The organism is Pantoea rwandensis (genome assembly GCF_000759475.1).
Taxonomy (GTDB): domain Bacteria; phylum Pseudomonadota; class Gammaproteobacteria; order Enterobacterales; family Enterobacteriaceae; genus Pantoea; species Pantoea rwandensis_B.
Genome location: NZ_CP009454.1, coordinates 666,021 through 688,447, shown reverse-complemented (window position 1 = coordinate 688,447; position 22,427 = coordinate 666,021). Strand labels below are relative to the sequence as shown.

Genomic DNA, 22,427 nt, shown 5'->3' with positions numbered 1-22,427 from the left:
ATGCCTGGCAGTTCCCTACTCTCGCATGGGGAGACCCCACACTACCATCGGCGCTACGGCGTTTCACTTCTGAGTTCGGCATGGGGTCAGGTGGGACCACCGCGCTACAGCCGCCAGGCAAATCTTGGTGCCATGTCCTGTGTCTTTTGTGCTGATGCTGCGTTGCTCTCCCTCGCGTAACTCAGTCACATACTTCAGTATGCTCCTTCGTTCCGTCTCGGTCGGCGCCTTGCCTCAGCGCAAAATCCTTCGGACTTAAGTCCGCAGGACATCGCTAATTCTTTTATCCGGATGAATCAAGCTGAAAATCTGTTGCGTCTCTCAAAAAACGCCTCTGGCGTTGTAAGGTTAAGCCTCACGGGTCATTAGTACCGGTTAGCTCAATGCATCGCTGCACTTACACATCCGGCCTATCAACGTCGTCGTCTTCAACGTCCCTTCAGGACCCTCAAGGGGTCAGGGAGAACTCATCTCGGGGCAAGTTTCGTGCTTAGATGCTTTCAGCACTTATCTTTTCCGCACTTAGCTACCGGGCAATGCCATTGGCATGACAACCCGAACACCAGTGGTGCGTTCACTCCGGTCCTCTCGTACTAGGAGCAACCCCCCTCAATTCTCCAGCGCCCACGGCAGATAGGGACCGAACTGTCTCACGACGTTCTAAACCCAGCTCGCGTACCACTTTAAACGGCGAACAGCCGTACCCTTGGGACCTACTTCAGCCCCAGGATGTGATGAGCCGACATCGAGGTGCCAAACACCGCCGTCGATATGAACTCTTGGGCGGTATCAGCCTGTTATCCCCGGAGTACCTTTTATCCGTTGAGCGATGGCCCTTCCATTCAGAACCACCGGATCACTATGACCTGCTTTCGCACCTGCTCGAGCCGTCACTCTCGCAGTCAAGCTGGCTTATGCCATTGCACTAACCTCCTGATGTCCGACCAGGATTAGCCAACCTTCGTGCTCCTCCGTTACTCTTTGGGAGGAGACCGCCCCAGTCAAACTACCCACCAGACACTGTCCGCAGCCCGGATCACGGGCCTACGTTAGAACATCAAACATTAAAGGGTGGTATTTCAAGGTTGGCTCCACGCAGACTGGCGTCCACGCTTCAAAGCCTCCCACCTATCCTACACATCAAGGCTCAATGTTCAGTGTCAAGCTATAGTAAAGGTTCACGGGGTCTTTCCGTCTTGCCGCGGGTACACTGCATCTTCACAGCGATTTCAATTTCACTGAGTCTCGGGTGGAGACAGCCTGGCCATCATTACGCCATTCGTGCAGGTCGGAACTTACCCGACAAGGAATTTCGCTACCTTAGGACCGTTATAGTTACGGCCGCCGTTTACCGGGGCTTCGATCAAGAGCTTCTCCTTGCGGATAACCCCATCAATTAACCTTCCGGCACCGGGCAGGCGTCACACCGTATACGTCCACTTTCGTGTTTGCACAGTGCTGTGTTTTTAATAAACAGTTGCAGCCAGCTGGTATCTTCGACTGGCTTCAGCTCGGGGAGCAAGTCCCTTCACCTACGCGCCAGCGTGCCTTCTCCCGAAGTTACGGCACCATTTTGCCTAGTTCCTTCACCCGAGTTCTCTCAAGCGCCTTGGTATTCTCTACCTGACCACCTGTGTCGGTTTGGGGTACGATTTCGTGTTACCTGGAGCTTAGAGGCTTTTCCTGGAAGCAGGGCATCAGTTACTTCACCACCGTAGTGGCTCGTCATCACACCTCAGCGTTAAAAAGAGTCCGGATTTACCTAAACTCTCCGCCTACATGCTTAAACCGGGACAACCGTCGCCCGGATAACCTAGCCTTCTCCGTCCCCCCTTCGCAGTAACACCAAGTGCAGGAATATTAACCTGCTTCCCATCGACTACGCTTTTCAGCCTCGCCTTAGGGGTCGACTCACCCTGCTCCGATTAACGTTGAACAGGAACCCTTGGTCTTCCGGCGAGCGGGCTTTTCACCCGCTTTATCGTTACTTATGTCAGCATTCGCACTTCTGATACCTCCAGCATGCCTCACAGCACACCTTCAACGGCTTACAGAACGCTCCCCTACCCAACAACACATAGTGTCGCTGCCGCAGCTTCGGTGCATGGTTTAGCCCCGTTACATCTTCCGCGCAGGCCGACTCGACCAGTGAGCTATTACGCTTTCTTTAAATGATGGCTGCTTCTAAGCCAACATCCTGGCTGTCTGTGCCTTCCCACATCGTTTCCCACTTAACCATGACTTTGGGACCTTAGCTGGCGGTCTGGGTTGTTTCCCTCTTCACGACGGACGTTAGCACCCGCCGTGTGTCTCCCGTGATAACATTCTTCGGTATTCGCAGTTTGCATCGGGTTGGTAAGCCGGGATGGCCCCCTAGCCGAAACAGTGCTCTACCCCCGAAGATGAGTTCACGAGGCGCTACCTAAATAGCTTTCGGGGAGAACCAGCTATCTCCCGGTTTGATTGGCCTTTCACCCCCAGCCACAAGTCATCCGCTAATTTTTCAACATTAGTCGGTTCGGTCCTCCAGTTAGTGTTACCCAACCTTCAACCTGCCCATGGCTAGATCACCGGGTTTCGGGTCTATACCCTGCAACTTAACGCCCAGTTAAGACTCGGTTTCCCTGCGGCTCCCCTATACGGTTAACCTTGCTACAGAATATAAGTCGCTGACCCATTATACAAAAGGTACGCAGTCACCTGACAAATCAGGCTCCCACTGCTTGTACGTACACGGTTTCAGGTTCTGTTTCACTCCCCTCGCCGGGGTTCTTTTCGCCTTTCCCTCACGGTACTGGTTCACTATCGGTCAGTCAGGAGTATTTAGCCTTGGAGGATGGTCCCCCCATATTCAGACAGGATACCACGTGTCCCGCCCTACTCTTCGAACTCACAGTATGTGCATTTTTGTGTACGGGAGTATCACCCTGTACCCTGCGACTTTCCAGACGCTTCCACTAATGCACAAACTGATTCAGGTTCTGGGCTGCTCCCCGTTCGCTCGCCGCTACTGGGGGAATCTCGGTTGATTTCTTTTCCTCTGGGTACTTAGATGTTTCAGTTCCCCAGGTTCGCCTCGCAACACTATGTATTCATGTTGCGATGATGCACAGAGTGCACCGGGTTTCCCCATTCGGACATCGTCGGCTGTAGCGGTTCATATCACCTTACCGACGCTTTACGCAGATTAGCACGTCCTTCATCGCCTCTGACTGCCAGGGCATCCACCGTGTACGCTTAGTCGCTTAACCTCACAACCCACAGGCGTTTTACAACGCATGCAGACTGCAAGCATTTGAGAGACTCGAACACATCGTTTATTCATTCTTATTACGGAGAATGAACGCGACGTGTCGTTTCAATTTTCAGCTTGTTCCGGATTGTTAAAGAGCATAATACTTCGCAGCACACCGTTGCCGGTACGCTCTGAAGTATTGTTTTGAGTCACTGTAATGGTGGAGCTAAGCGGGATCGAACCGCTGACCTCCTGCGTGCAAGGCAGGCGCTCTCCCAGCTGAGCTATAGCCCCATACAGTTACTGCAGAGACCACTACTACCACTCACCAGGAGTTCCGCTTTTTCAAACGGTAATTTCTTTTCAGGCAAGTAAAAGGGTCGCGACGTATAGTGAGCTATACGAGCGGCGCTTTAACGCAGCATGAGAAGAAATTTGGTAGGCCTGAGTGGACTTGAACCACCGACCTCACCCTTATCAGGGGTGCGCTCTAACCACCTGAGCTACAAGCCTGTAGAGGTTTTTTCTGCTCGTTACTTTTCTATCAGACAATCTGTGTGAGCACTGCGCGGGAAGGTATCTTCAGGTAAGGAGGTGATCCAACCGCAGGTTCCCCTACGGTTACCTTGTTACGACTTCACCCCAGTCATGAATCACAAAGTGGTAAGCGCCCTCCCGAAGGTTAAGCTACCTACTTCTTTTGCAACCCACTCCCATGGTGTGACGGGCGGTGTGTACAAGGCCCGGGAACGTATTCACCGTAGCATTCTGATCTACGATTACTAGCGATTCCGACTTCATGGAGTCGAGTTGCAGACTCCAATCCGGACTACGACGCACTTTATGAGGTCCGCTTGCTCTCGCGAGGTCGCTTCTCTTTGTATGCGCCATTGTAGCACGTGTGTAGCCCTACTCGTAAGGGCCATGATGACTTGACGTCATCCCCACCTTCCTCCAGTTTATCACTGGCAGTCTCCTTTGAGTTCCCGGCCGAACCGCTGGCAACAAAGGATAAGGGTTGCGCTCGTTGCGGGACTTAACCCAACATTTCACAACACGAGCTGACGACAGCCATGCAGCACCTGTCTCAGCGTTCCCGAAGGCACTAAGGTATCTCTACCGAATTCGCTGGATGTCAAGAGTAGGTAAGGTTCTTCGCGTTGCATCGAATTAAACCACATGCTCCACCGCTTGTGCGGGCCCCCGTCAATTCATTTGAGTTTTAACCTTGCGGCCGTACTCCCCAGGCGGTCGACTTAACGCGTTAGCTCCGGAAGCCACGCCTCAAGGGCACAACCTCCAAGTCGACATCGTTTACGGCGTGGACTACCAGGGTATCTAATCCTGTTTGCTCCCCACGCTTTCGCACCTGAGCGTCAGTCTTTGTCCAGGGGGCCGCCTTCGCCACCGGTATTCCTCCAGATCTCTACGCATTTCACCGCTACACCTGGAATTCTACCCCCCTCTACAAGACTCTAGCCTGCCAGTTTCGAATGCAGTTCCCAGGTTAAGCCCGGGGATTTCACATCCGACTTGACAGACCGCCTGCGTGCGCTTTACGCCCAGTAATTCCGATTAACGCTTGCACCCTCCGTATTACCGCGGCTGCTGGCACGGAGTTAGCCGGTGCTTCTTCTGCGGGTAACGTCAATCGCCAAGGTTATTAACCTTAACGCCTTCCTCCCCGCTGAAAGTACTTTACAACCCGAAGGCCTTCTTCATACACGCGGCATGGCTGCATCAGGCTTGCGCCCATTGTGCAATATTCCCCACTGCTGCCTCCCGTAGGAGTCTGGACCGTGTCTCAGTTCCAGTGTGGCTGGTCATCCTCTCAGACCAGCTAGGGATCGTCGCCTAGGTGAGCCTTTACCCCACCTACTAGCTAATCCCATCTGGGCACATCCGATGGTGTGAGGCCCGAAGGTCCCCCACTTTGGTCCGAAGACGTTATGCGGTATTAGCTACCGTTTCCAGTAGTTATCCCCCTCCATCGGGCAGTTTCCCAGACATTACTCACCCGTCCGCCACTCGTCACCCAAGAGCAAGCTCTCTGTGCTACCGTTCGACTTGCATGTGTTAGGCCTGCCGCCAGCGTTCAATCTGAGCCATGATCAAACTCTTCAATTTAAAGTTTGATTTGCTGAAACAAGTTCAGCGATGCTCATCTGTAAAACGTCATAATGAATTTCATTATGTGTTCACTCGTGAGACTTGATATTTTTTACGTCCGGAGACGTTGATATCAATCCTGCGAGTGCCCACACAGATTGTCTGATAAATTGTTAAAGAGCAGTGCCGCGATTTCTCAAGCGGCGCGGGATGCGTATATTACGCCTTCCGCATTCTCAGTCAAGCATTTATTTTTTGCTTTTCTGAAGGTTGCCTTGAAGACCACCTCCTGAACACTTCGCTTCGTAAGCCGTTGTTCCGTGTCAGTGGAGGCGCAGTATAGGGATTTCTTTTGGGCTGACAAGCGCTAAATGCAAATTAAATTCTGAGTGCTGTTTTTTTCGTCGAAACCCCACTAAATCGCCAGTTTTTCCAGCAATGGGAAGCCATAACGCCGTAGAACCGGTGATAATTGCACCGCCTCCTCATCCATCAGCGTGCAGAATGCCATATTCTGACCAGAAGAAACGACGTGCGGCGCTTCATGTTCTAATAACCATACTGTGCGGCGTGCAATGGCTGCACCGGAATCCACTAACCGCGTGCCTTCAGGCAGTACCATTTGCAGCTCGTCACGCAATAGAGGGAAGTGCGTACATCCCAGGACGACAGTGTCAGGTGGCTCTTTCATGCGAAGCCAGGGTTGCACAGCATGGCGCACATCAGAGAGTTCCACCTCTTCACCATGCAGTTTCGCTTCCGCCAGCTCTACCAGTTCAGCAGAACCCAGCATTTCAATTTTGCACTCGCGCGCAAACTGCGCCACCAGCTCATGAGTATAAGGACGTTTTACCGTGCCGCGCGTTGCCAGTAATCCCACGACACCATTACGCGTGAGACGAGCGGCAGGTTTAATCGCCGGCACAACACCCACAACAGGAAACTCGAATCGCTCACGCAGTGCAGGTAAAGAAACGGTGCTGGCCGAGTTACAGGCAATAATGACTAATGCCAGCGGGAAGCGTTTTGTCATCGCCTCAACCACAGCAACCACACGCTCGACAATAAAGTCTTCGGTTTTTTCACCGTAAGGGAAACCTTCATTATCAAAGGCGTATAAATAGTGAAGATCCGGCAATAACTGCCGGACCTCATCATAGACGGAGAGCCCACCGACGCCGGAGTCAAACACCAGCACGGTGGGACGCAGATCAGAAGCTGTAGCTGGCGCTGAGGTAATACTCCGTTCCTGGAGTTGGATAGCCATACACTGTCTCGTAGTCTTTATCGAACAGGTTGGCAATTCTACCACGAACGGTGAGTTGTGATGTGACCGGATACGAGACTGCGAGATCCCACAAGCTTACACCGCCTAATTTAATACGTTGTGCAGTATAGGAGTGGTTGTAATCGGTATCGTAGCGATCGCCAAGGTAGTGATATGTCACAGACCAATCGAAGTCATAGAGAGTCCAATCAAGCTGGTACTTAACCTGTTGTTTGGCACGGCGTACGAGTTGCTGGTTAGTTGCTGCATCACGTGCGTCAACATAGTCGTAAGAGATTTGATGGCTTAATGGGCCCGTATCAAATGATGCCGTGGCTTCAACGCCCTTAATACGCGCTTTATCAATGTTGTAATAAATATAGGTGGATGGGTCGCTATCGATCAGGTTGTCGATATCATTACGGTAACCAGAAACACGCCAGTTCACTGGACCTGTAAGCCCCTCAAAGCCCCCCTCCCATTGCTTACTCTGCTCGGGTTTCAGATCGCTGTTACCATAGGAGCCATACAATTGCCCGAGCTGTGGCGACTTGTAAGCGGTTGCGTAGCTGGCGAACACGCTATAGCCGTCAACAAATTCCCAAGATGTCCCCGTCTGCCAGGTGGTATGCCAACCGAATTGGCTATTGTCATCACCACGCACTGCACCTTCAACGGTTACGTCGCCAAACTTTTGCTGAGTGGTGGCATAAATACCGGTGTCACGCAGTTCAGTGCTATTGGTTACATAAGCAGTGCCCGGTTCCGTAGTCTGTTTCTGCCAGTCTACGCCACCACTGACCGTGCCTTGGCCTAATTGCAGCGTGTTACCCCACTGCAGATTGTACTGTTTACTATCATCAAGCGTGGTGGCTGGGCCATATCGGCCGACACGTGGATCATAGTTATAGTCTTTACTGCGGCTATAGCTGGCAATTAACTGAGTTGAATAGATGTCATGGTTGAATCGCAGCCCGGTATCCCAGGTCTGGCTGTAGAGTTGGCGTGTATCAGCTAATCCCAGAAGATTGAAACTACTGTCATAGCTATAGGTACCGTCGTAAGCCGTGCGATTATCAAAACCATAACCACGCACAAAGCCACTCAGTTCATCACTAAACTGATGCTCCAGTGAACCGTATATCGATTTACTCATAAAACCATCGCGATCTTTCTGCGCGGGATCGCCGTAAACGTCAGGCAAGTTGGCCACCACGTCGTAACCCTTGGTGTAGGTATAATTACCCGCCATGGTGAGTTTTGTGGCATCGCCCAGCATTTGCTGCGTGGAACCATCGTAACTTTGGTAGCCATTGGAACCGACACCCGCCGTCAACGTGGTACCTGCTTTATCGCGGCCGGTAATAATGTTCACCACCCCGCCAATCGCATCCGAACCATAAACCGCTGAACGCGCGCCACGGATATATTCAATGCGCTGCACCAGTGACAGCGGAATCTGGCTCAGGTCAGATGAACCAGAAATACCCGCCTGATTGAGACGAATACCGTCAATCAGCACCAGCACATGGCTGGAGTTGGTACCGCGAATGAACATTGAGCTGGATTGACCAAGGCCACCATTCTGCGCGATATCCACGCCCGGTAAACGGCGCATCACATCAGTCAGGCTTTTTGCCTGCCAGCGATCGATTTCTTCACGGGTGACAACGGTGGTTGGCGCCAGCACCGATGAAACCGGCTGGGCGAAACGGTTAGCGGTGACGATTTGCGTATCATCATCCTGAGCGTAGCCATACGCAGCCCAGAGTGAAAGCGCCGTTGCACTGAAGGCACACAGCGTAGTTTTGCTTTTATTCATTGTTGTAAGCATCCAAAAGACGAAGCAGGATGCCGCAGGCCTACAACCGATAGCACGCGATAGTTGTAGTGATTGCGACGACACACCGGCAGGTCTTCGGGCTGAGAATCATAAATGGTGAAAAACTTCCCATCCCGCAGGACAGTGTTTGTCGATACCATCACCATGACATTCTTTTACCGCTGCGCGTCAGCTCCAGATTCACACTGGATTCCCTTTTAACTCAAGGAGGCCGGCTGTCGCAGTCTACGGTTAAGCAGGCCGCGAATCCAGACTGCTCGCCATCATCTTTTCACAGAACTGGACATCAGCAGGTGAATGCCTACAATCGCCCGGCAAGCAGGCTTATTACCAGGATGAACGATGACACCCGAACAACTCCCAATTGAACAATACGACGCGCAACTGGCGGAAAAAGTCAGCCGTTTACAGGCGATGATGGTGCCCTTTGCCGCGCCTGACGTGGAGGTGTTCCGCTCACCGGTCAGCCACTATCGTATGCGCGCCGAATTCCGCATCTGGCATGATGGCGACGATCTGTATCACATCATCTTTGATCAAGAGACCAAGCAGCGCATCCGTGTGGATCAATTCCCAGCGGCGAGCGAATTGATCAATCAGTTGATGCCAAAGCTGATCGACGCGATCCGTGATAACCCGGTGCTGCGTTTCAAGCTGTTCCAGATTGACTACCTGTCGACCATGAGCAATCAGATTGTGATCTCGCTGCTTTACCACCGCAAGCTGGAAGCGGAGTGGACAGAAGCCGCCACGATACTGCGTGACAAGCTGCGTGCCGAAGGTATTGATGTGCAGCTGATTGGTCGTGCGACCAAAACCAAAATCTGCCTCGATCGCGATTACGTTGATGAATGCCTGCCTGTAGCGGGCAAAGAGATGATTTACCGTCAGGTAGAGAACAGCTTCACTCAGCCTAATGCGGCGATGAACATTCAAATGCTGGAATGGGCGCTGGATGTGACCAAAGGTTCGCGTGGTGACCTACTGGAACTTTACTGCGGCAACGGCAACTTCTCGTTGGCGCTGGCGCGTAACTTCCATCGTGTACTGGCAACCGAGATCGCCAAGCCATCTGTGGCCTCAGCGCAGTACAACATTGCCGCCAACCATATCGCTAACGTGCAGATTATCCGCATGGCGGCGGAAGAGTTTACGCAGGCGATGAATGGCGTACGCAGCTTTAATCGCCTGGAAGGGATCGACCTGAAGAGCTATCAGTGCGAGACCATCTTTGTCGACCCACCACGCAGTGGACTCGATGAGGAAACCGTGAAGATGGTGCAGGCGTATCCGCGCATTCTTTATATCTCCTGCAATCCGCAAACTCTGTGCGATAACCTCGCCACGCTAAGTGAAACGCATGACGTGTCGCGGCTGGCGCTGTTTGACCAGTTCCCCTACACCCATCATATGGAATGCGGTGTCTGGCTCACGCGTAAAGCGTAAAACAAAACGGGAACCCTGCGGTTCCCGTTGTTGTATTTAGCTCTTGTTCCTGGCGCGGCGGAAGCGCGTGGCAATCCAGAACACCAGTGCCACCATCAGGATGGTCGGAATGAAGTTGGAACCGATATCCGGATATTCAGCGCGAACCAGCGCGCTGTACACCAAAATACCCAATAGGAAAAACGCCGCAGCCAGTGAAGGCATGCCATCGGGCATGTTGCGGTTAAGGTAACGCTGATGCAGACACCAGGCCGCGAGGCCAAGGGCGATCAGCGGAAATATCGAAAAAGGCACAAACGTACTGAACAGCACCGAAAAGGAGCCGTTGATCGCTAAACCGGTGATAAAAGCCAGTAACAGGGTTCCTTTATCGCGAGGGTTTTGCTCAATCATTTCATTATCCTTATCACATTACTCTTCGGGTTTTTCCAGGGTAACCGCCAGACGTTCCTGCTCCCGGCGATACCAGTAATAAGCGCCTTTAGCGATCATACGCAATTGCAGCACCAGGCGATCTTCCAGCTTGCGACGCTGTTCGATATCCACATCCAGCGCTTCCGCACCGGCGCTGAACACGATTGTCACCATGGCTTCGGCTTGCGCTTCGGTAAAGCTGCGCGGCATGCGATTTTCCAGCTCAAGGTAATCAGCGAGCTCAGCAATAAAGTGCTGAATCTCTCGCGCAACTGCGGCACGGAACGCGGCCGATGTTCCGGAGCGCTCGCGTAGTAAGAGACGAAAAGCGTTGGGATTGTTCCCGATAAATTCCATAAATGTGGAAACGGAGGTCTTGATGATGCTGCCGCCTTTGGCAATGCGCTGGCGTGCCTGACGCATCAACTGGCGTAACATCAGGCCGCTTTCGTCGACCATGGTCAGACCCAGTTCATCCACATCTTTAAAGTGACGATAAAACGAGGTCGGTGCAATCCCGGCTTCACGCGCAACTTCACGCAAACTCAGGCTGGCAAAACTCCTTTCTGCACTTAACTGACTGAAGGCTGCTTCAATCAGCGTACGTCTTGTACGTTCTTTCTGTTGCGCCCTGACGCCCATTTTCCCGGCCTTTTGAGTGATCTGGAAGGCACTATAACAAACTTTTCAGCGTACAGTGGCGCAAAGTTTGTGACCGCCTGTGTACCTCACGCTTTGTCAAAACTGGGGATTTTTCGCTGTTAGAATTCAGATGTGCGCGGTGAGATGTTAGAATCTCGTTGTAAAAATGTGATAGAAAAATAGGACGTACTGGTATGCAAAAGTCTTACGATTACGATGCCATTGTGATTGGCTCAGGTCCAGGCGGCGAAGGTGCGGCAATGGGCCTGGTGAAGCAGGGAGCGCGCATTGCAGTGATCGAACGCTACCATAATATCGGCGGCGGTTGTACTCACTGGGGGACCATCCCCTCCAAAGCTCTACGTCACGCTGTCAGCCGTATTATCGAGTTCAATCAAAACCCTCTTTATAGCGATCACACCCGACTCCTGCGCTCCTCATTTGCTGACATTCTGAATCACACCGAAAACGTTATCAGTCAGCAAACGGCCATGCGGCAGGGATTTTACGAACGCAACCGTTGTGAGATTTATCAGGGCGATGCCCATTTTGTTGATGCCAACACTATCGAAGTTGAACAGCCCGATGGCACCCGCGAACGCCTAACCGCAGAAAAATTCGTGATTGCGTGCGGTTCACGTCCTTATCATCCTGCCGACGTCGACTTTACGCACCCACGCATTTACGATTCCGACTCCATCCTCAACCTGCATCATGAACCTGGCCATGTGATTATCTACGGTGCCGGTGTGATTGGTTGTGAATACGCGTCGATTTTCCGTGGCCTGAACGTCAAAGTTGATTTGATTAACACGCGCGATCGTTTGCTGGCGTTCCTCGATCAGGAAATGTCAGATTCGCTCTCCTACCACTTCTGGAACAGCGGCGTGGTGATTCGTCACAACGAAGAGTTTGAGAAGATTGAAGGTGTGAGTGACGGCGTGATCATGCACCTGAAGTCAGGCAAAAAAGTGAAAGCGGACTGCCTGCTGTACGCTAACGGTCGTACCGGTAACACGGATTCACTGGCGCTGGAAAATGTCGGGTTAGAAGCCGATGGTCGTGGTCTGCTGAAAGTGAATAGCATGTACCAGACTGCTCAACCGCACATCTATGCCGTTGGCGACGTGATTGGTTATCCGAGTCTGGCTTCCGCCGCTTACGATCAGGGCCGTATTGCCGCGCAGGCGATCATTAAAGGTGAAGCCACTGCACATCTGATCGAAGATATTCCCACCGGGATTTATACCATTCCGGAAATCAGCTCAGTGGGTAAAACCGAGCAGCAGTTAACCGCGATGAAAGTGCCTTATGAAGTGGGTCGTGCGCAGTTTAAACATCTGGCTCGTGCGCAGATTGTGGGGATGCACGTGGGCAGCCTGAAGATTCTGTTCCATCGTGAAACCAAAGAGATTTTGGGCATTCACTGCTTTGGCGAGCGTGCAGCAGAAATTATTCACATCGGGCAAGCCATCATGGAGCAGAAGAACGGCGGCAACACGATTGAGTATTTCGTGAATACCACCTTCAACTATCCGACAATGGCCGAGGCCTATCGCGTTGCGGCGCTCAACGGCTTAAACCGCCTGTTTTAACGACGTATCCAGATAACCCTGCATATGGGTTTTGATTGCTTCTGCCAGCTGCTCATAGCGGCTGCGCAGAGGTGATCCTGGACGATATACCAGAGCAATCGTGCGTTGTGGCACCGGCTTGTAGCACGGCAAATAGCACACGCCATCTCGCACACGCTCATTCGGCACCGCCAGCGATGGCAGCAAAGTAATACCGCTTCCTGCCGCGACCATGTTGCGTAGCGTTTCCAGGCTGGTTGCGCGGAAATGGGTATCTTCATCCGCACCGGCTTCAAAGCAGAAGCCCATGGCTTGATCACGTAAGCAGTGGCCATCTTCCAGCATCAGCAGCTTTTCACCCGCCAGATCAGACATCGGCACACGATCGCGATCGTGCCATGGATGATCCTTGTAGATCGCCAGCTTCATCGGCTCGTCAAACAGCGGCACCTCAATAAAGGCTTCGCTCTCTTTCACCAGCGCCAGAATGGCACAATCCAGTTTGCCGCTATCGAGCTGTGCCAGCAGTTGCTGCGTCTGCGCTTCATGCAGGTACATTTCGAGTTTGGGGAAAGTCTGGTGCAGCATTGGGATGATTTGCGGCAACAAATACGGGCCCGTTGTCGGAATCAGGCCAATATGCAGCGGACCGGACATCGCCTCGCCCTGCTGACTCGCCATTTCCTTCAGCACTTTCACTTCGCGCAGCACGGTTCGCGCCTGATCCACCAGCAACAATCCAGCCTGGGTAAATAACACCTTCCGGCTGGTTCGCTCCAGCAGCATCACACCGAGCTCATCTTCCAGCTTACGAATCTGCCCGCTTAAGGTAGGTTGGCTGACATGACAAGCATCAGCTGCACGCCGGAAATGGCGATGCTCCGCAAGCGAAACCAGATACTCCAGATCACGAATGTTCATTGATTTCCTCCAAACCACGATAGCCCGTGGCGATAGATAGAATAGCAATGAACGATTAGCCCTATCAAGCGATGAACAGGAATAATACCGGCCATAGCAAGCAATGTTGAAAATGAAGTTGAGATGACATCGAGCATCACCTGCGATGAGCTCGAAAAATCATAGTGTTGGCCGGGAGTGCCAGCCCTTGATGATGTGCCTATAACAATATGTATTTCTGAAGCTAGAGGTTGGCGGGCTACCGAAAAGGAGCCCGCTCTTTTTTTATGCCAAACGCTTTTTCGCTTCAGCGATGGCAAATGCGACTTGCTGAGGCGACACACCGCCCTGTGCATTACGCTTGTCGAGGCAGGATTGCAGCGACAGAATCGGGTAGACGTCATCCTCAATCACCGCACTGAACTGCTTCAATTGCGCCAGGCTTAACGCTTCCAGCGCCACGCCCTGCTTGATCGCTTCAACCACGGTTTCACCGACAATGTGGTGCGCTTCACGGAACGGAACGCCTTTGGCCACCAGATAGTCCGCCAGCTCCGTGGAGTTAGCGTAGCCCTGCTCTGCTGCTTCCTGGCAACGTGGGCGTTTCACCTGAATGCCGTCCAGCACCAGTACCGACATGTGCAGACAATCAACCCAGGTATCGAGTGCATCGAACAGGCCTTCTTTGTCTTCCTGCATGTCTTTGTTGTAGGCGAGCGGCAAGCCTTTCAGTGTCATCATCATGCCGGTCAGTGCGCCTTGTACACGGCCACATTTGCCGCGAATCAGTTCCAGTGCATCCGGGTTCTTTTTCTGCGGCATCAGTGATGAGCCTGACGTCACTTTGTCAGACAGCTCAAGGAAGCCCGCTTCGCCAGTGTTGAAGAAAATCAGGTCTTCTGCGAAACGTGAAAGGTGAATCATACCGATTGAGGCATCCGACAACAGCTCCAGCACGTGGTCACGATCAGACACGGTATCGAGGCTGTTGCGTGTGGCAGATGCGAAGCCTAACCAACCCGCCAGCTGCTGGCGATCGATTTCATACGCGGTACCGGCCAGTGCGCCACAGCCCAGCGGGCTCACGTCTAAGCGCTTCAGCGTATCCTGCAGACGGCTTTCATCACGCGCCAGCATTTCTACATAGGCGAGGCACCAGTGTGCAAAGGTCACCGGCTGCGCACGCTGCAGGTGCGTATAGCCTGGCATCACTGCGTCTTGGTTGGCTTCTGCCGTCGCGACCAAGGCCGATTGCAGCTCACGCGTCGCATCCAGTAATACTGCAACCTGCTCTTTGCACCATAGTTTCAGATCGGTAGCCACCTGGTCGTTACGGCTACGGCCGGTGTGCAGTTTTTTGCCCAGGGCACCCACTTTGTCGATCAGCTTGCCCTCGACCCAGCTATGGATATCTTCGGCATCGCTTTGCAGAATCTGTTCTGGATTGGCGCGCACTTCTGCCAGCAGTTCATTCAATGCGACGTCCAGTTGCTGCTGCTCTTCGTTGCTCAGCACATTGACGGTCACCAGCGCTTTTGACCACGCTATCGAACCGGTGATGTCCTGCTCCGCCAGACGATAGTCAAAACGCAGTGAGTCATTAAACTGTTTGAACCGTTGATCTGCTGCCTGCGAAAAACGTCCGCCCCAAAGTGCCATCTCTCATACTCCTGAATTCTGTTAAAGAAAGGGCGGCCCGAAGCCGCCCTTGCAAAATGTGTTATCTGCTGCGGTATTACTTCTTCTGCTCGTTCAGTGCACGAATGCGTGAAGAGAGAGAGAACAGACGGATGAAGCCGCCCGCGTGGCTGTGATCGTACACTTCGTCTTCGCCGAAGGTGGCGAACTCTTCAGAGTACAGGCTGTTCGCCGAGGTTTTCTGAATCGCAGTGGCGTGGCCTTTATACAGCTGCAGGACCACTTCGCCATTCACCTCTTCTGCCAGGGATTCGGCAGCAGCCTGGATAGATTTACGCAGCGGCGCAAACCAGCGGCCATCGTAAACCACGTATGACATTTCGTGGCCCAGCTGCTCACGCCATTTGAAGCTATCACGATCCAGTACCAGCTGCTCAACCGCACGCAGCGCGTTGACCATAATGGTGCCGCCAGGGGTTTCATAGCAGCCACGAGATTTGATACCGACCAGACGGTTTTCCACGATGTCGATACGACCCACACCGTGTTTTGCGCCCAGCACGTTCAGTTTTTCCAGACACTGGAACGGGCTCAGCTTCTCGCCATTTACCGCCACCACACGACCTTTCTCAACGGTCACGGTGACGTTCTCTGGCTGATCTGGCGCTTCCAGTGGATCAACGGTCCACACCCAGCAATCTTTGTTCGGTGCATTCGCTGGGCTTTCCAGCACGCCACCTTCAGTAGAGATGTGCCACGCGTTCTCATCACGGCTGTAGATTTTTTCCAGTGATGCCGTAGTTGGGATGTTACGCACTTTCAGGTAATCCAGCAGCGCTTCACGTGAACGCAGATCCCACTCACGCCATGGCGCAACCACTTTCAGCTGTGGTGCCAGTGCGGTATAGGTGGTTTCGAAACGCACCTGGTCATTACCTTTACCGGTCGCACCGTGGCACAGCGCATCTGCACCCACTTTCAGCGCCAGTTCAACCTGCGCTTTCGCGATGATAGGACGAGCCATTGAGGTGCCCAGCAGGTAAGTGCCTTCGTACAGCGCACCGGTTTGCAGCACGGGATAAACGTATTCACTGATGAACTCTTCACGCAGGTCAGCAACGTGACACTCCGATGCACCAGACTGCAGCGCCTTCTTCTCAACGCCTTCCAGATCGGCTGGGTCCTGGCCAATGTTGGCCACGAATGCCACCACTTCACAACCGCCGTAATTCTCTTTCAACCATGGAATGATGGCCGAAGTATCCAGACCGCCAGAATAGGCCAGAACGATTTTTTTGATGTTTTGCGTGCTCATGTCTTAAATCCTTGATTATGCGAGAATCCGGGTGCCAATCGACACGCCGTTGAAAAGGGTTGGCAGCTGTTCAGCATGGCGCCAGCTGGCGATATCAACCGGACGACCTAAAGTACGTGCGGCATCGAGTGCCGCGTTCACTTTAACGATCATGCCATCAGTAATAATGCCCTGATCGATCAGCTGCTGTGCTTTCTCGGCCGTCATCTCTTCGATGCGTTGACCTTTGCCATCGAGAATACCGCTGACATCTGAAAGCAGTACTAAATCAGCACCAATGGTCGCAGCCAGCGCGGTCGCCGCCTGGTCAGCGTTGACGTTCATCAGATCGCCGCCGTCAGTAATACCGATGGAGCTGATCACCGGCATATAGCCCGCGCTCAACAAGGTATTTACCAGCGCTGGATTACCTGGCGTCGCGTTGCCCACATGGCCTAGTTCCTCGTCGAACTGCGCCACGTTCACCAGCCCCGCATCACCGAGGCATAAGCCAACGGCACCAATGCCATACTTCTTCGCCCAGGCCAGCAAGGTCTTGTTCGCTGTACCCGCCAGGGCACCAGTAATAATGTCAATCTGATCGGCTGGCGTCACGCGCAAACCGTTCTTCTTTTTCACTGGCAGAGCGAGCTTCTTCATCAGCTCGTCAACCAGGCAGCCGCCGCCGTGCACAATGATCAGCGGACGCTGATGTTCATTGCGGTAGGCCAGCAGCGCATCAAACAAGCGGGCCAGCGCTTCTTCGCTATCCAGCAGCACGCCGCCCAGTTTAATGATTAATGGATTCATGGCAGTTTCCGTCCGTTAAATCAGTGACAGCGTTTCGGGGAAGCCGAAACGAATGTTTAAGCATTGAACCGCCTGCGAAGAGGCGCCTTTCAACAGGTTATCTTCGGCAGCCACCACAATCAGATGTTCGCCTTGCATGGCAAAACCGATATCGCAGAACGGTAAACCGACGACTGCTTTCAGCGCCGGCACACCTTTTTCATACACGCGAACCAAGGGTTTGTCGTGATACGCCTTATGGAAGGCAACTGCCACATCCTGCTGCGTCACGCCTGCTTTCAGGCGGCAGGTGGTGGTCGAAAGAATTCCGCGCGGGAAGCTGCCCAGATGCGGGGTGAAGATCACGGGCGTACCGAGGTGTGCCACGATCTCAGGATGATGACGATGGTTGAACAAGCCATACGGCTGCAGGCTCACTTCGCAGAAGCTGGTGCCGACGTTGGCTTTACGCCCTGCCCCGCTCACACCACTGGTAGCATTGATCACCGGCCATTGTGCATCGTTAAGCAGTCCCGCTTCGACCAGTGGTTTTAACGACAGCTGCGCCGCCGTGGGATAACAACCGGGTACCGCCACCAGCTGCGCATCTTTGATTTTATCATGCTGCCATTCGGCCAGGCCGTATACGGCTTTATCCAGCCAATCCTGATGCTGATGGCTGAAACCATAATATTGAGTATAGAAAGCATCATCGTTGACACGGAACGCACCGGAAAGGTCGAACACCACACAGCCTGCTTTGAGGAATTCGGGTGCCAGATCGTGGCTGACTTCATGCGCGGTCGCGAGGAACACCACATCGACTTTGTCTGCCCACTCGGAAGCCTCACTCAGCGGCTGCAGCGGCAAATCGACAATGCCTTTCAGCTGCGGATGCAGATCGGAGAGTAATTTTCCGGCGTCCGGGCTTTGCGCTGAAACCGCCAAAGCGGTTATGTTCATATGCGGATGGCGATTCAGGTAAGTGGCAAGCTCTACGCCAGCATAACCACTGGCACCAACGATCAGCGTATTCAACATCAGGCTGTAACCCTTTTTACAGTCACTCATTCCGGGTCGCGGCTTTGCCCCGTTGCCCACGATGCCGTTTGCAGATGATTTTACTCTTCACTTGCAAGCGACGTTATTGTATTTTTATTCACTATTAATGCATGAATATTGATACATCCTAACCCAAGGACCGTCAACAGTGAAGACAAAATTACCACCTTTTATCGAACTCTACCGCCAGCTGATTGCCACACCATCGATCAGCGCCACCGACAGCGCGCTGGATCAGAGCAATGAAACTTTAATCAATTTGCTGGCGGGCTGGTTCCGCGATTTAGGCTTCAGTGTTGAAGTCCAGCCAGTCCCGGGGACGCGTCATAAATTCAACATGCTGGCACGCAGCGGCTTGGGTGCGGGTGGCCTGCTGCTGGCCGGTCATACGGACACCGTTCCGTATGATGATGGCCGCTGGACGCGCGATCCTTTCACCCTGACCGAGCACGACAACAAGCTGTACGGTTTGGGTACCGCAGATATGAAAGGTTTCTTTGCTTTTATTCTGGATGCGCTGCGTGACGTTGACGTGACCAAACTGAGCAAGCCACTGTACATCCTCGCCACCGCCGATGAAGAAACCACCATGGCCGGTGCAAAGTACTTTTCCGAATCCACTCAGCTGCGTCCGGATTGCGCCATCATTGGTGAGCCGACCTCACTGAAGCCAGTGCGCGCGCACAAAGGCCATCTGTCGAACGTGATTCGTATTCAGGGTCAGTCAGGCCACTCCAGCGATCCTTCACGCGGTGTGAACGCCATTGAGCTGATGCACGAATCCATTACCCAGCTGATGCAACTGCGCAATACCCTGAAAAATCGCTATAACCACGATGGATTTGCGATTCCTTATCCGACCATGAACTTTGGTCACATTCACGGTGGCGATGCTGCAAACCGTATCTGCGCCTGCTGCGAATTGCACATGGATATTCGCCCGCTACCGGGCTTAACTCTAAGCGATCTGGATGGCTTGCTGAATGAAGCACTGGCGCCGGTAAGCGAACGCTGGCCGGGGCGTTTGACCGTGGGCGAACTGCATCCGCCGATCCCTGGCTACGAATGCCCTGCCGATCATGAGCTGGTAAAAGTGGTGGAGAAACTGCTGGGTGTGCCGACTGAAGTGGTGAACTATTGCACCGAAGCGCCATTTATCCAGCAATTGTGTCCAACGCTGGTTTTAGGCCCGGGATCGATCAATCAGGCCCACCAGCCAGATGAATTTATCGATACCGCATTTATTAAGCCAACTCATGCGCTTATCACGCAGATTGTTCAGCATTTTTGTCACTGATTAACAATAGATGGGGCAATTCACTGTTAAAACAGTAAATTGCCCGGTCATTGTTCGGGATTTGATAATAAGAATAACTTATCTCGCTTCCCCTCAAGTTAATTCTATGAATTTTCGGTAGTTAGCAGCGAATTATCGTCAATTTAAGTCAATTGACGAACAGGAAGAACCGTGGCTAGATAAAAGACGATGTTATGCCCGTTGGGTGTAAGGGTACTTTCAAGACGATAAGGGTGTCAGGGTCAAATGAACGAACAATATTCCGCAATGCGAAGTAATGTCAGTATGCTCGGCAAACTGCTCGGGGATACGATAAAGGATGCACTGGGAGAGAACATCCTCGATAGGGTGGAAACTATCCGCAAACTCTCTAAGTCCTCCCGCGCAGGCAATGACACCGATCGTAAGGAACTGCTGAACACGCTGCAAAATCTCTCTAACGACGAGCTGCTGCCCGTCGCGCGTGCGTTTAGCCAGTTCCTCAACCTGACCAACGTGGCAGAGCAGTATCAGACCATTTCCCGCAGCGGCGATGGCGCGAACAATCCTGAAATCCTGAAGAAGACCTTTGAGCGTCTGAAGCAGCAAAACGACATCAGCGAAAGTTCGATTCGCCAGGCGATTGAAGAACTGTCACTGGAGCTGGTGCTGACCGCTCACCCAACGGAGATCACCCGCCGTACGCTGATTCACATGCTGGGTGAAGTGAATAGCTGCCTGCAGCAACTCGACCACAGCGATCTCTCCGATTACGAGCGCACGCAAGTCATGCGTCGCCTGCGTCAATTGGTCGCACAAGCCTGGCATACCGATGAAATCCGTAAGTACCGCCCAACCCCGATTGATGAAGCCAAATGGGGCTTTGCCGTGGTCGAAAATAGCCTGTGGCAAGGCGTACCGGCATTCCTGCGCGAGCTGAACGAGCAAGTTGAAGAGACCTTCGGCATTAAACTGCCGGTGGATTTCGTGCCAATTAAATTCACCTCGTGGATGGGTGGCGATCGCGACGGTAACCCGAACGTCACCGCGCCTATCACACGCCATGCGATGCAGCTGAGCCGCTGGAAAGCCGCCGATCTGTTCCTGCGCGACGTGGGCGTGCTGATTTCTGAACTGTCGATGTCCGAATGCAGCGATGAAGTGCGTGAGCTGTGCGGCGATCCGGAAGCGCTGGAACCGTACCGCATGATTCTGAAGCGCATCCGTGGCCAGCTGATGACCACGCAAGCTTATTTAGGCCGTCGTTTGAAAGGCGAGCGCCTGCCGCGCCCTGCCGATCTACTGGTATCAAACGATCAACTGTGGCAACCGCTGTTCGCCATCTATCAATCTCTGCAACAGTGCGGCATGGGCATCATCGCGAATGGCCAGTTGCTGGATACGCTGCGTCGCGTGAAGTGCTTTGGCGTGCCGCTGGTGCGTATTGATATCCGTCAGGAGAGCACCCGCCACACCGAAGCGATTGCGGAAGTGACGCGCTATCTGGGGCTGGGTGACTACGAAAGCTGGTCAGAAGCCGACAAGCAGGCGTTCCTGATCCGTGAACTGAACTCCAAACGTCCGCTGCTGCCGCATCAATGGGAGCCGGGCGACAACACGCGCGAAGTGCTGGATACCTGTAAAGTGGTGGCAGAAGCGCCACAAGGCTCTATCGCCTCTTACGTGATTTCGATGGCGAAAACGCCGTCGGACGTGCTGGCGGTGCATTTGCTGCTGAAAGAAGCCGGCATTCCTTACGCGATGCCAGTAGCGCCACTGTTCGAAACCCTCGACGATTTGAACAACGCCAATGACGTGATGACACAACTGCTGAATATCGATTGGTATCGTGGCTTCATCAACGGCAAACAGATGGTGATGATTGGTTATTCCGACTCGGCGAAAGATGCCGGCGTGATGGCCGCCAGTTGGGCACAGTACGAAGCACAGGATGCGCTGATCAAGACCTGTGAGAAAGCTGGCATCACCCTGACGCTGTTCCATGGACGTGGCGGTTCAATCGGTCGTGGCGGCGCACCTGCGCACGCAGCACTGCTGTCGCAACCGCCGGGCAGCCTCAAAGGCGGCCTGCGCGTGACCGAACAGGGCGAGATGATTCGCTTCAAATATGGTTTGCCAGAAGTCACTATCGCTAGCCTGTCGCTGTATACCGGTGCGATTCTGGAAGCCAACCTGATGCCACCGCCAGAGCCTAAGCGCGAGTGGAAAGAGATCATGAACGGTTTGTCAGCCCATTCCTGCGCCATGTATCGCGGCTATGTGCGTGAAAACCCGGACTTCGTACCGTACTTCCGCTCGGCCACGCCAGAGCAAGAGCTGGGTAAACTGCCACTCGGTTCACGTCCGGCGAAGCGTCGTCCTACCGGCGGCGTGGAATCACTGCGTGCGATTCCGTGGATCTTCGCCTGGACGCAGAACCGTTTGATGCTGCCAGCCTGGCTGGGTGCTGGTGCGGCGCTGCAAAAGGCGATGGATGAAGGCCATCAGGATCAGCTGGAAGCGATGTGTAGCCAGTGGCCGTTCTTCGCCACCCGTCTTGGCATGCTGGAGATGGTGTTCTCGAAAGCCGATCTGTGGCTGGCGGAATACTACGATCAGCGTCTGGTGGATAAATCACTGTGGCCGCTGGGTCTGCAGTTGCGCGATCAGCTGGCTGCGGATATTAAAGCCGTGCTGACCATCGCCAACGATGCGCACCTGATGGCTGACCAGCCGTGGATCGCCGAGTCTATCGCGCTGCGTAACGTTTATACCGATCCGCTCAACGTATTGCAGGCTGAACTGCTGCATCGTGCACGTGCGCAGGAAGCGCGTGGTGATGCGCCAGATGCGCGTGTTGAACAAGCGCTGATGGTGACGATTGCCGGTGTGGCAGCGGGTATGCGTAATACCGGCTAGTTGCGGTATGCGCTAATCA

Annotated in this window: 13 protein-coding genes, 2 tRNA genes, 3 rRNA genes and 1 riboswitch; of the genes, 4 read left to right on the top strand and 14 right to left on the bottom strand. The window is 53.4% G+C overall.

The genetic code is table 11. The features are described 5' to 3' along the window. Positions 1–2 precede the first annotated feature (2 nt). The 7 genes from rrf to btuB all read right to left on the bottom strand — a co-directional run bounded on the left by rrf (position 3) and on the right by btuB (position 8,433). Positions 3–118 (bottom strand): 5S ribosomal RNA (gene rrf / locus LH22_RS03045). Between the two features lie 226 nt (positions 119–344). Further along, a 23S ribosomal RNA gene (locus LH22_RS03040) occupies positions 345–3,251 on the bottom strand. Positions 3,252–3,453: 202 nt separating this feature from the next. Next, positions 3,454–3,529 (bottom strand) — tRNA-Ala (locus tag LH22_RS03035). A gap of 142 nt (positions 3,530–3,671) precedes the next feature. After that, positions 3,672–3,748 (bottom strand) — tRNA-Ile (locus LH22_RS03030). A 74-nt stretch (positions 3,749–3,822) separates the two neighbouring features. After that, a 16S ribosomal RNA gene (locus LH22_RS03025) occupies positions 3,823–5,362 on the bottom strand. Together the 16S, 23S and 5S rRNA genes with 2 tRNA genes alongside form the textbook arrangement of a ribosomal RNA operon. A 397-nt stretch (positions 5,363–5,759) precedes the next feature. Next, positions 5,760–6,611: a glutamate racemase gene (murI, locus tag LH22_RS03020; RefSeq protein WP_038644120.1), complete on the bottom strand. Its 852-nt coding sequence runs from the start codon at positions 6,609–6,611 to the stop codon at positions 5,760–5,762. Continuing rightward, positions 6,556–8,433, bottom strand: a complete 1,878-nt coding sequence (gene btuB / locus LH22_RS03015) for a TonB-dependent vitamin B12 receptor BtuB (protein WP_038644118.1) — start codon at positions 8,431–8,433, stop codon at positions 6,556–6,558. The genes murI and btuB overlap by 56 nt, the downstream gene beginning before the upstream one ends. A 70-nt stretch (positions 8,434–8,503) precedes the next feature. Then, positions 8,504–8,684: riboswitch (cobalamin riboswitch) on the bottom strand. Positions 8,685–8,796: 112 nt separating this feature from the next. On the opposite strand from btuB, the gene trmA reads away from it, so the two are divergent. Continuing rightward, a complete protein-coding gene (gene trmA, locus LH22_RS03010; protein WP_038644116.1) occupies positions 8,797–9,900 on the top strand; it encodes a tRNA (uridine(54)-C5)-methyltransferase TrmA in 1,104 nt (367 codons plus the stop codon). A 36-nt stretch (positions 9,901–9,936) separates the two neighbouring features. Here trmA and LH22_RS03005 read toward each other — a convergent pair whose 3' ends face one another. After that, positions 9,937–10,293 carry a YijD family membrane protein gene (locus LH22_RS03005; RefSeq protein ID WP_034823705.1) on the bottom strand — a complete coding sequence of 119 codons (357 nt, stop codon included), beginning with the start codon at positions 10,291–10,293 and terminating at the stop codon, positions 9,937–9,939. Between the two features lie 18 nt (positions 10,294–10,311). Further along, a complete protein-coding gene (fabR, locus tag LH22_RS03000) occupies positions 10,312–10,956 on the bottom strand; it encodes an HTH-type transcriptional repressor FabR (protein ID WP_034823706.1) in 645 nt (214 codons plus the stop codon). A gap of 194 nt (positions 10,957–11,150) precedes the next feature. Here fabR and sthA point away from each other — a divergent pair, with 194 nt between their 5' ends. Continuing rightward, positions 11,151–12,551, top strand: coding sequence for a Si-specific NAD(P)(+) transhydrogenase (gene sthA, locus LH22_RS02995; RefSeq protein ID WP_038644114.1), 1,401 nt, complete (start codon positions 11,151–11,153; stop codon positions 12,549–12,551). Here sthA and oxyR read toward each other — a convergent pair. The 5 genes from oxyR to argC all read right to left on the bottom strand — a co-directional run bounded on the left by oxyR (position 12,534) and on the right by argC (position 18,192). Then, positions 12,534–13,451 carry a DNA-binding transcriptional regulator OxyR gene (gene oxyR / locus LH22_RS02990; protein WP_034823715.1) on the bottom strand — a complete coding sequence of 306 codons (918 nt, stop codon included), beginning with the start codon at positions 13,449–13,451 and terminating at the stop codon, positions 12,534–12,536. The genes sthA and oxyR overlap by 18 nt on opposite strands. 264 nt (positions 13,452–13,715) lie before the next feature. Beyond that, entirely contained in the window at positions 13,716–15,089 is a 1,374-nt protein-coding gene (argH, locus tag LH22_RS02985) for an argininosuccinate lyase (RefSeq protein WP_038644112.1), read from the bottom strand. A 76-nt stretch (positions 15,090–15,165) separates the two neighbouring features. Further along, the gene (locus LH22_RS02980) at positions 15,166–16,383 is read right to left on the bottom strand and encodes an argininosuccinate synthase (RefSeq protein ID WP_038644110.1); all 1,218 of its coding nucleotides are present in this window, start codon (positions 16,381–16,383) and stop codon (positions 15,166–15,168) included. 15 nt (positions 16,384–16,398) lie between these two features. After that, positions 16,399–17,172 carry an acetylglutamate kinase gene (gene argB, locus LH22_RS02975; protein WP_038644108.1) on the bottom strand — a complete coding sequence of 258 codons (774 nt, stop codon included), beginning with the start codon at positions 17,170–17,172 and terminating at the stop codon, positions 16,399–16,401. A 15-nt stretch (positions 17,173–17,187) separates the two neighbouring features. Next, a complete protein-coding gene (gene argC, locus LH22_RS02970) occupies positions 17,188–18,192 on the bottom strand; it encodes an N-acetyl-gamma-glutamyl-phosphate reductase (RefSeq protein WP_038649797.1) in 1,005 nt (334 codons plus the stop codon). A gap of 169 nt (positions 18,193–18,361) precedes the next feature. Between argC and argE the strand changes: the two genes are divergently transcribed. After that, positions 18,362–19,510 (top strand): acetylornithine deacetylase, encoded by a 1,149-nt coding sequence (argE, locus tag LH22_RS02965; protein ID WP_038644106.1) that lies wholly within the window; start codon positions 18,362–18,364, stop codon positions 19,508–19,510. Positions 19,511–19,756: 246 nt separating this feature from the next. Further along, positions 19,757–22,408, top strand: coding sequence for a phosphoenolpyruvate carboxylase (ppc, locus tag LH22_RS02960; RefSeq protein WP_038644104.1), 2,652 nt, complete (start codon positions 19,757–19,759; stop codon positions 22,406–22,408). Positions 22,409–22,427 lie beyond the last annotated feature (19 nt).

What these genes read in the sequence shown, in the direction of transcription:
- murI (WP_038644120.1), bottom strand. Translation starts at nt 6,611, where the DNA reads ATGGCTATCCAACTCCAGGAACGGAGTATTACCTCAGCGCCAGCTACA.
- btuB (WP_038644118.1), bottom strand. Translation starts at nt 8,433, where the DNA reads ATGAATAAAAGCAAAACTACGCTGTGTGCCTTCAGTGCAACGGCGCTT.
- trmA (WP_038644116.1), top strand. Translation starts at nt 8,797, where the DNA reads ATGACACCCGAACAACTCCCAATTGAACAATACGACGCGCAACTGGCG.
- LH22_RS03005 (WP_034823705.1), bottom strand. Translation starts at nt 10,293, where the DNA reads ATGATTGAGCAAAACCCTCGCGATAAAGGAACCCTGTTACTGGCTTTT.
- fabR (WP_034823706.1), bottom strand. Translation starts at nt 10,956, where the DNA reads ATGGGCGTCAGGGCGCAACAGAAAGAACGTACAAGACGTACGCTGATT.
- sthA (WP_038644114.1), top strand. Translation starts at nt 11,151, where the DNA reads ATGCAAAAGTCTTACGATTACGATGCCATTGTGATTGGCTCAGGTCCA.
- oxyR (WP_034823715.1), bottom strand. Translation starts at nt 13,451, where the DNA reads ATGAACATTCGTGATCTGGAGTATCTGGTTTCGCTTGCGGAGCATCGC.
- argH (WP_038644112.1), bottom strand. Translation starts at nt 15,089, where the DNA reads ATGGCACTTTGGGGCGGACGTTTTTCGCAGGCAGCAGATCAACGGTTC.
- LH22_RS02980 (WP_038644110.1), bottom strand. Translation starts at nt 16,383, where the DNA reads ATGAGCACGCAAAACATCAAAAAAATCGTTCTGGCCTATTCTGGCGGT.
- argB (WP_038644108.1), bottom strand. Translation starts at nt 17,172, where the DNA reads ATGAATCCATTAATCATTAAACTGGGCGGCGTGCTGCTGGATAGCGAA.
- argC (WP_038649797.1), bottom strand. Translation starts at nt 18,192, where the DNA reads ATGTTGAATACGCTGATCGTTGGTGCCAGTGGTTATGCTGGCGTAGAG.
- ppc (WP_038644104.1), top strand. Translation starts at nt 19,757, where the DNA reads ATGAACGAACAATATTCCGCAATGCGAAGTAATGTCAGTATGCTCGGC.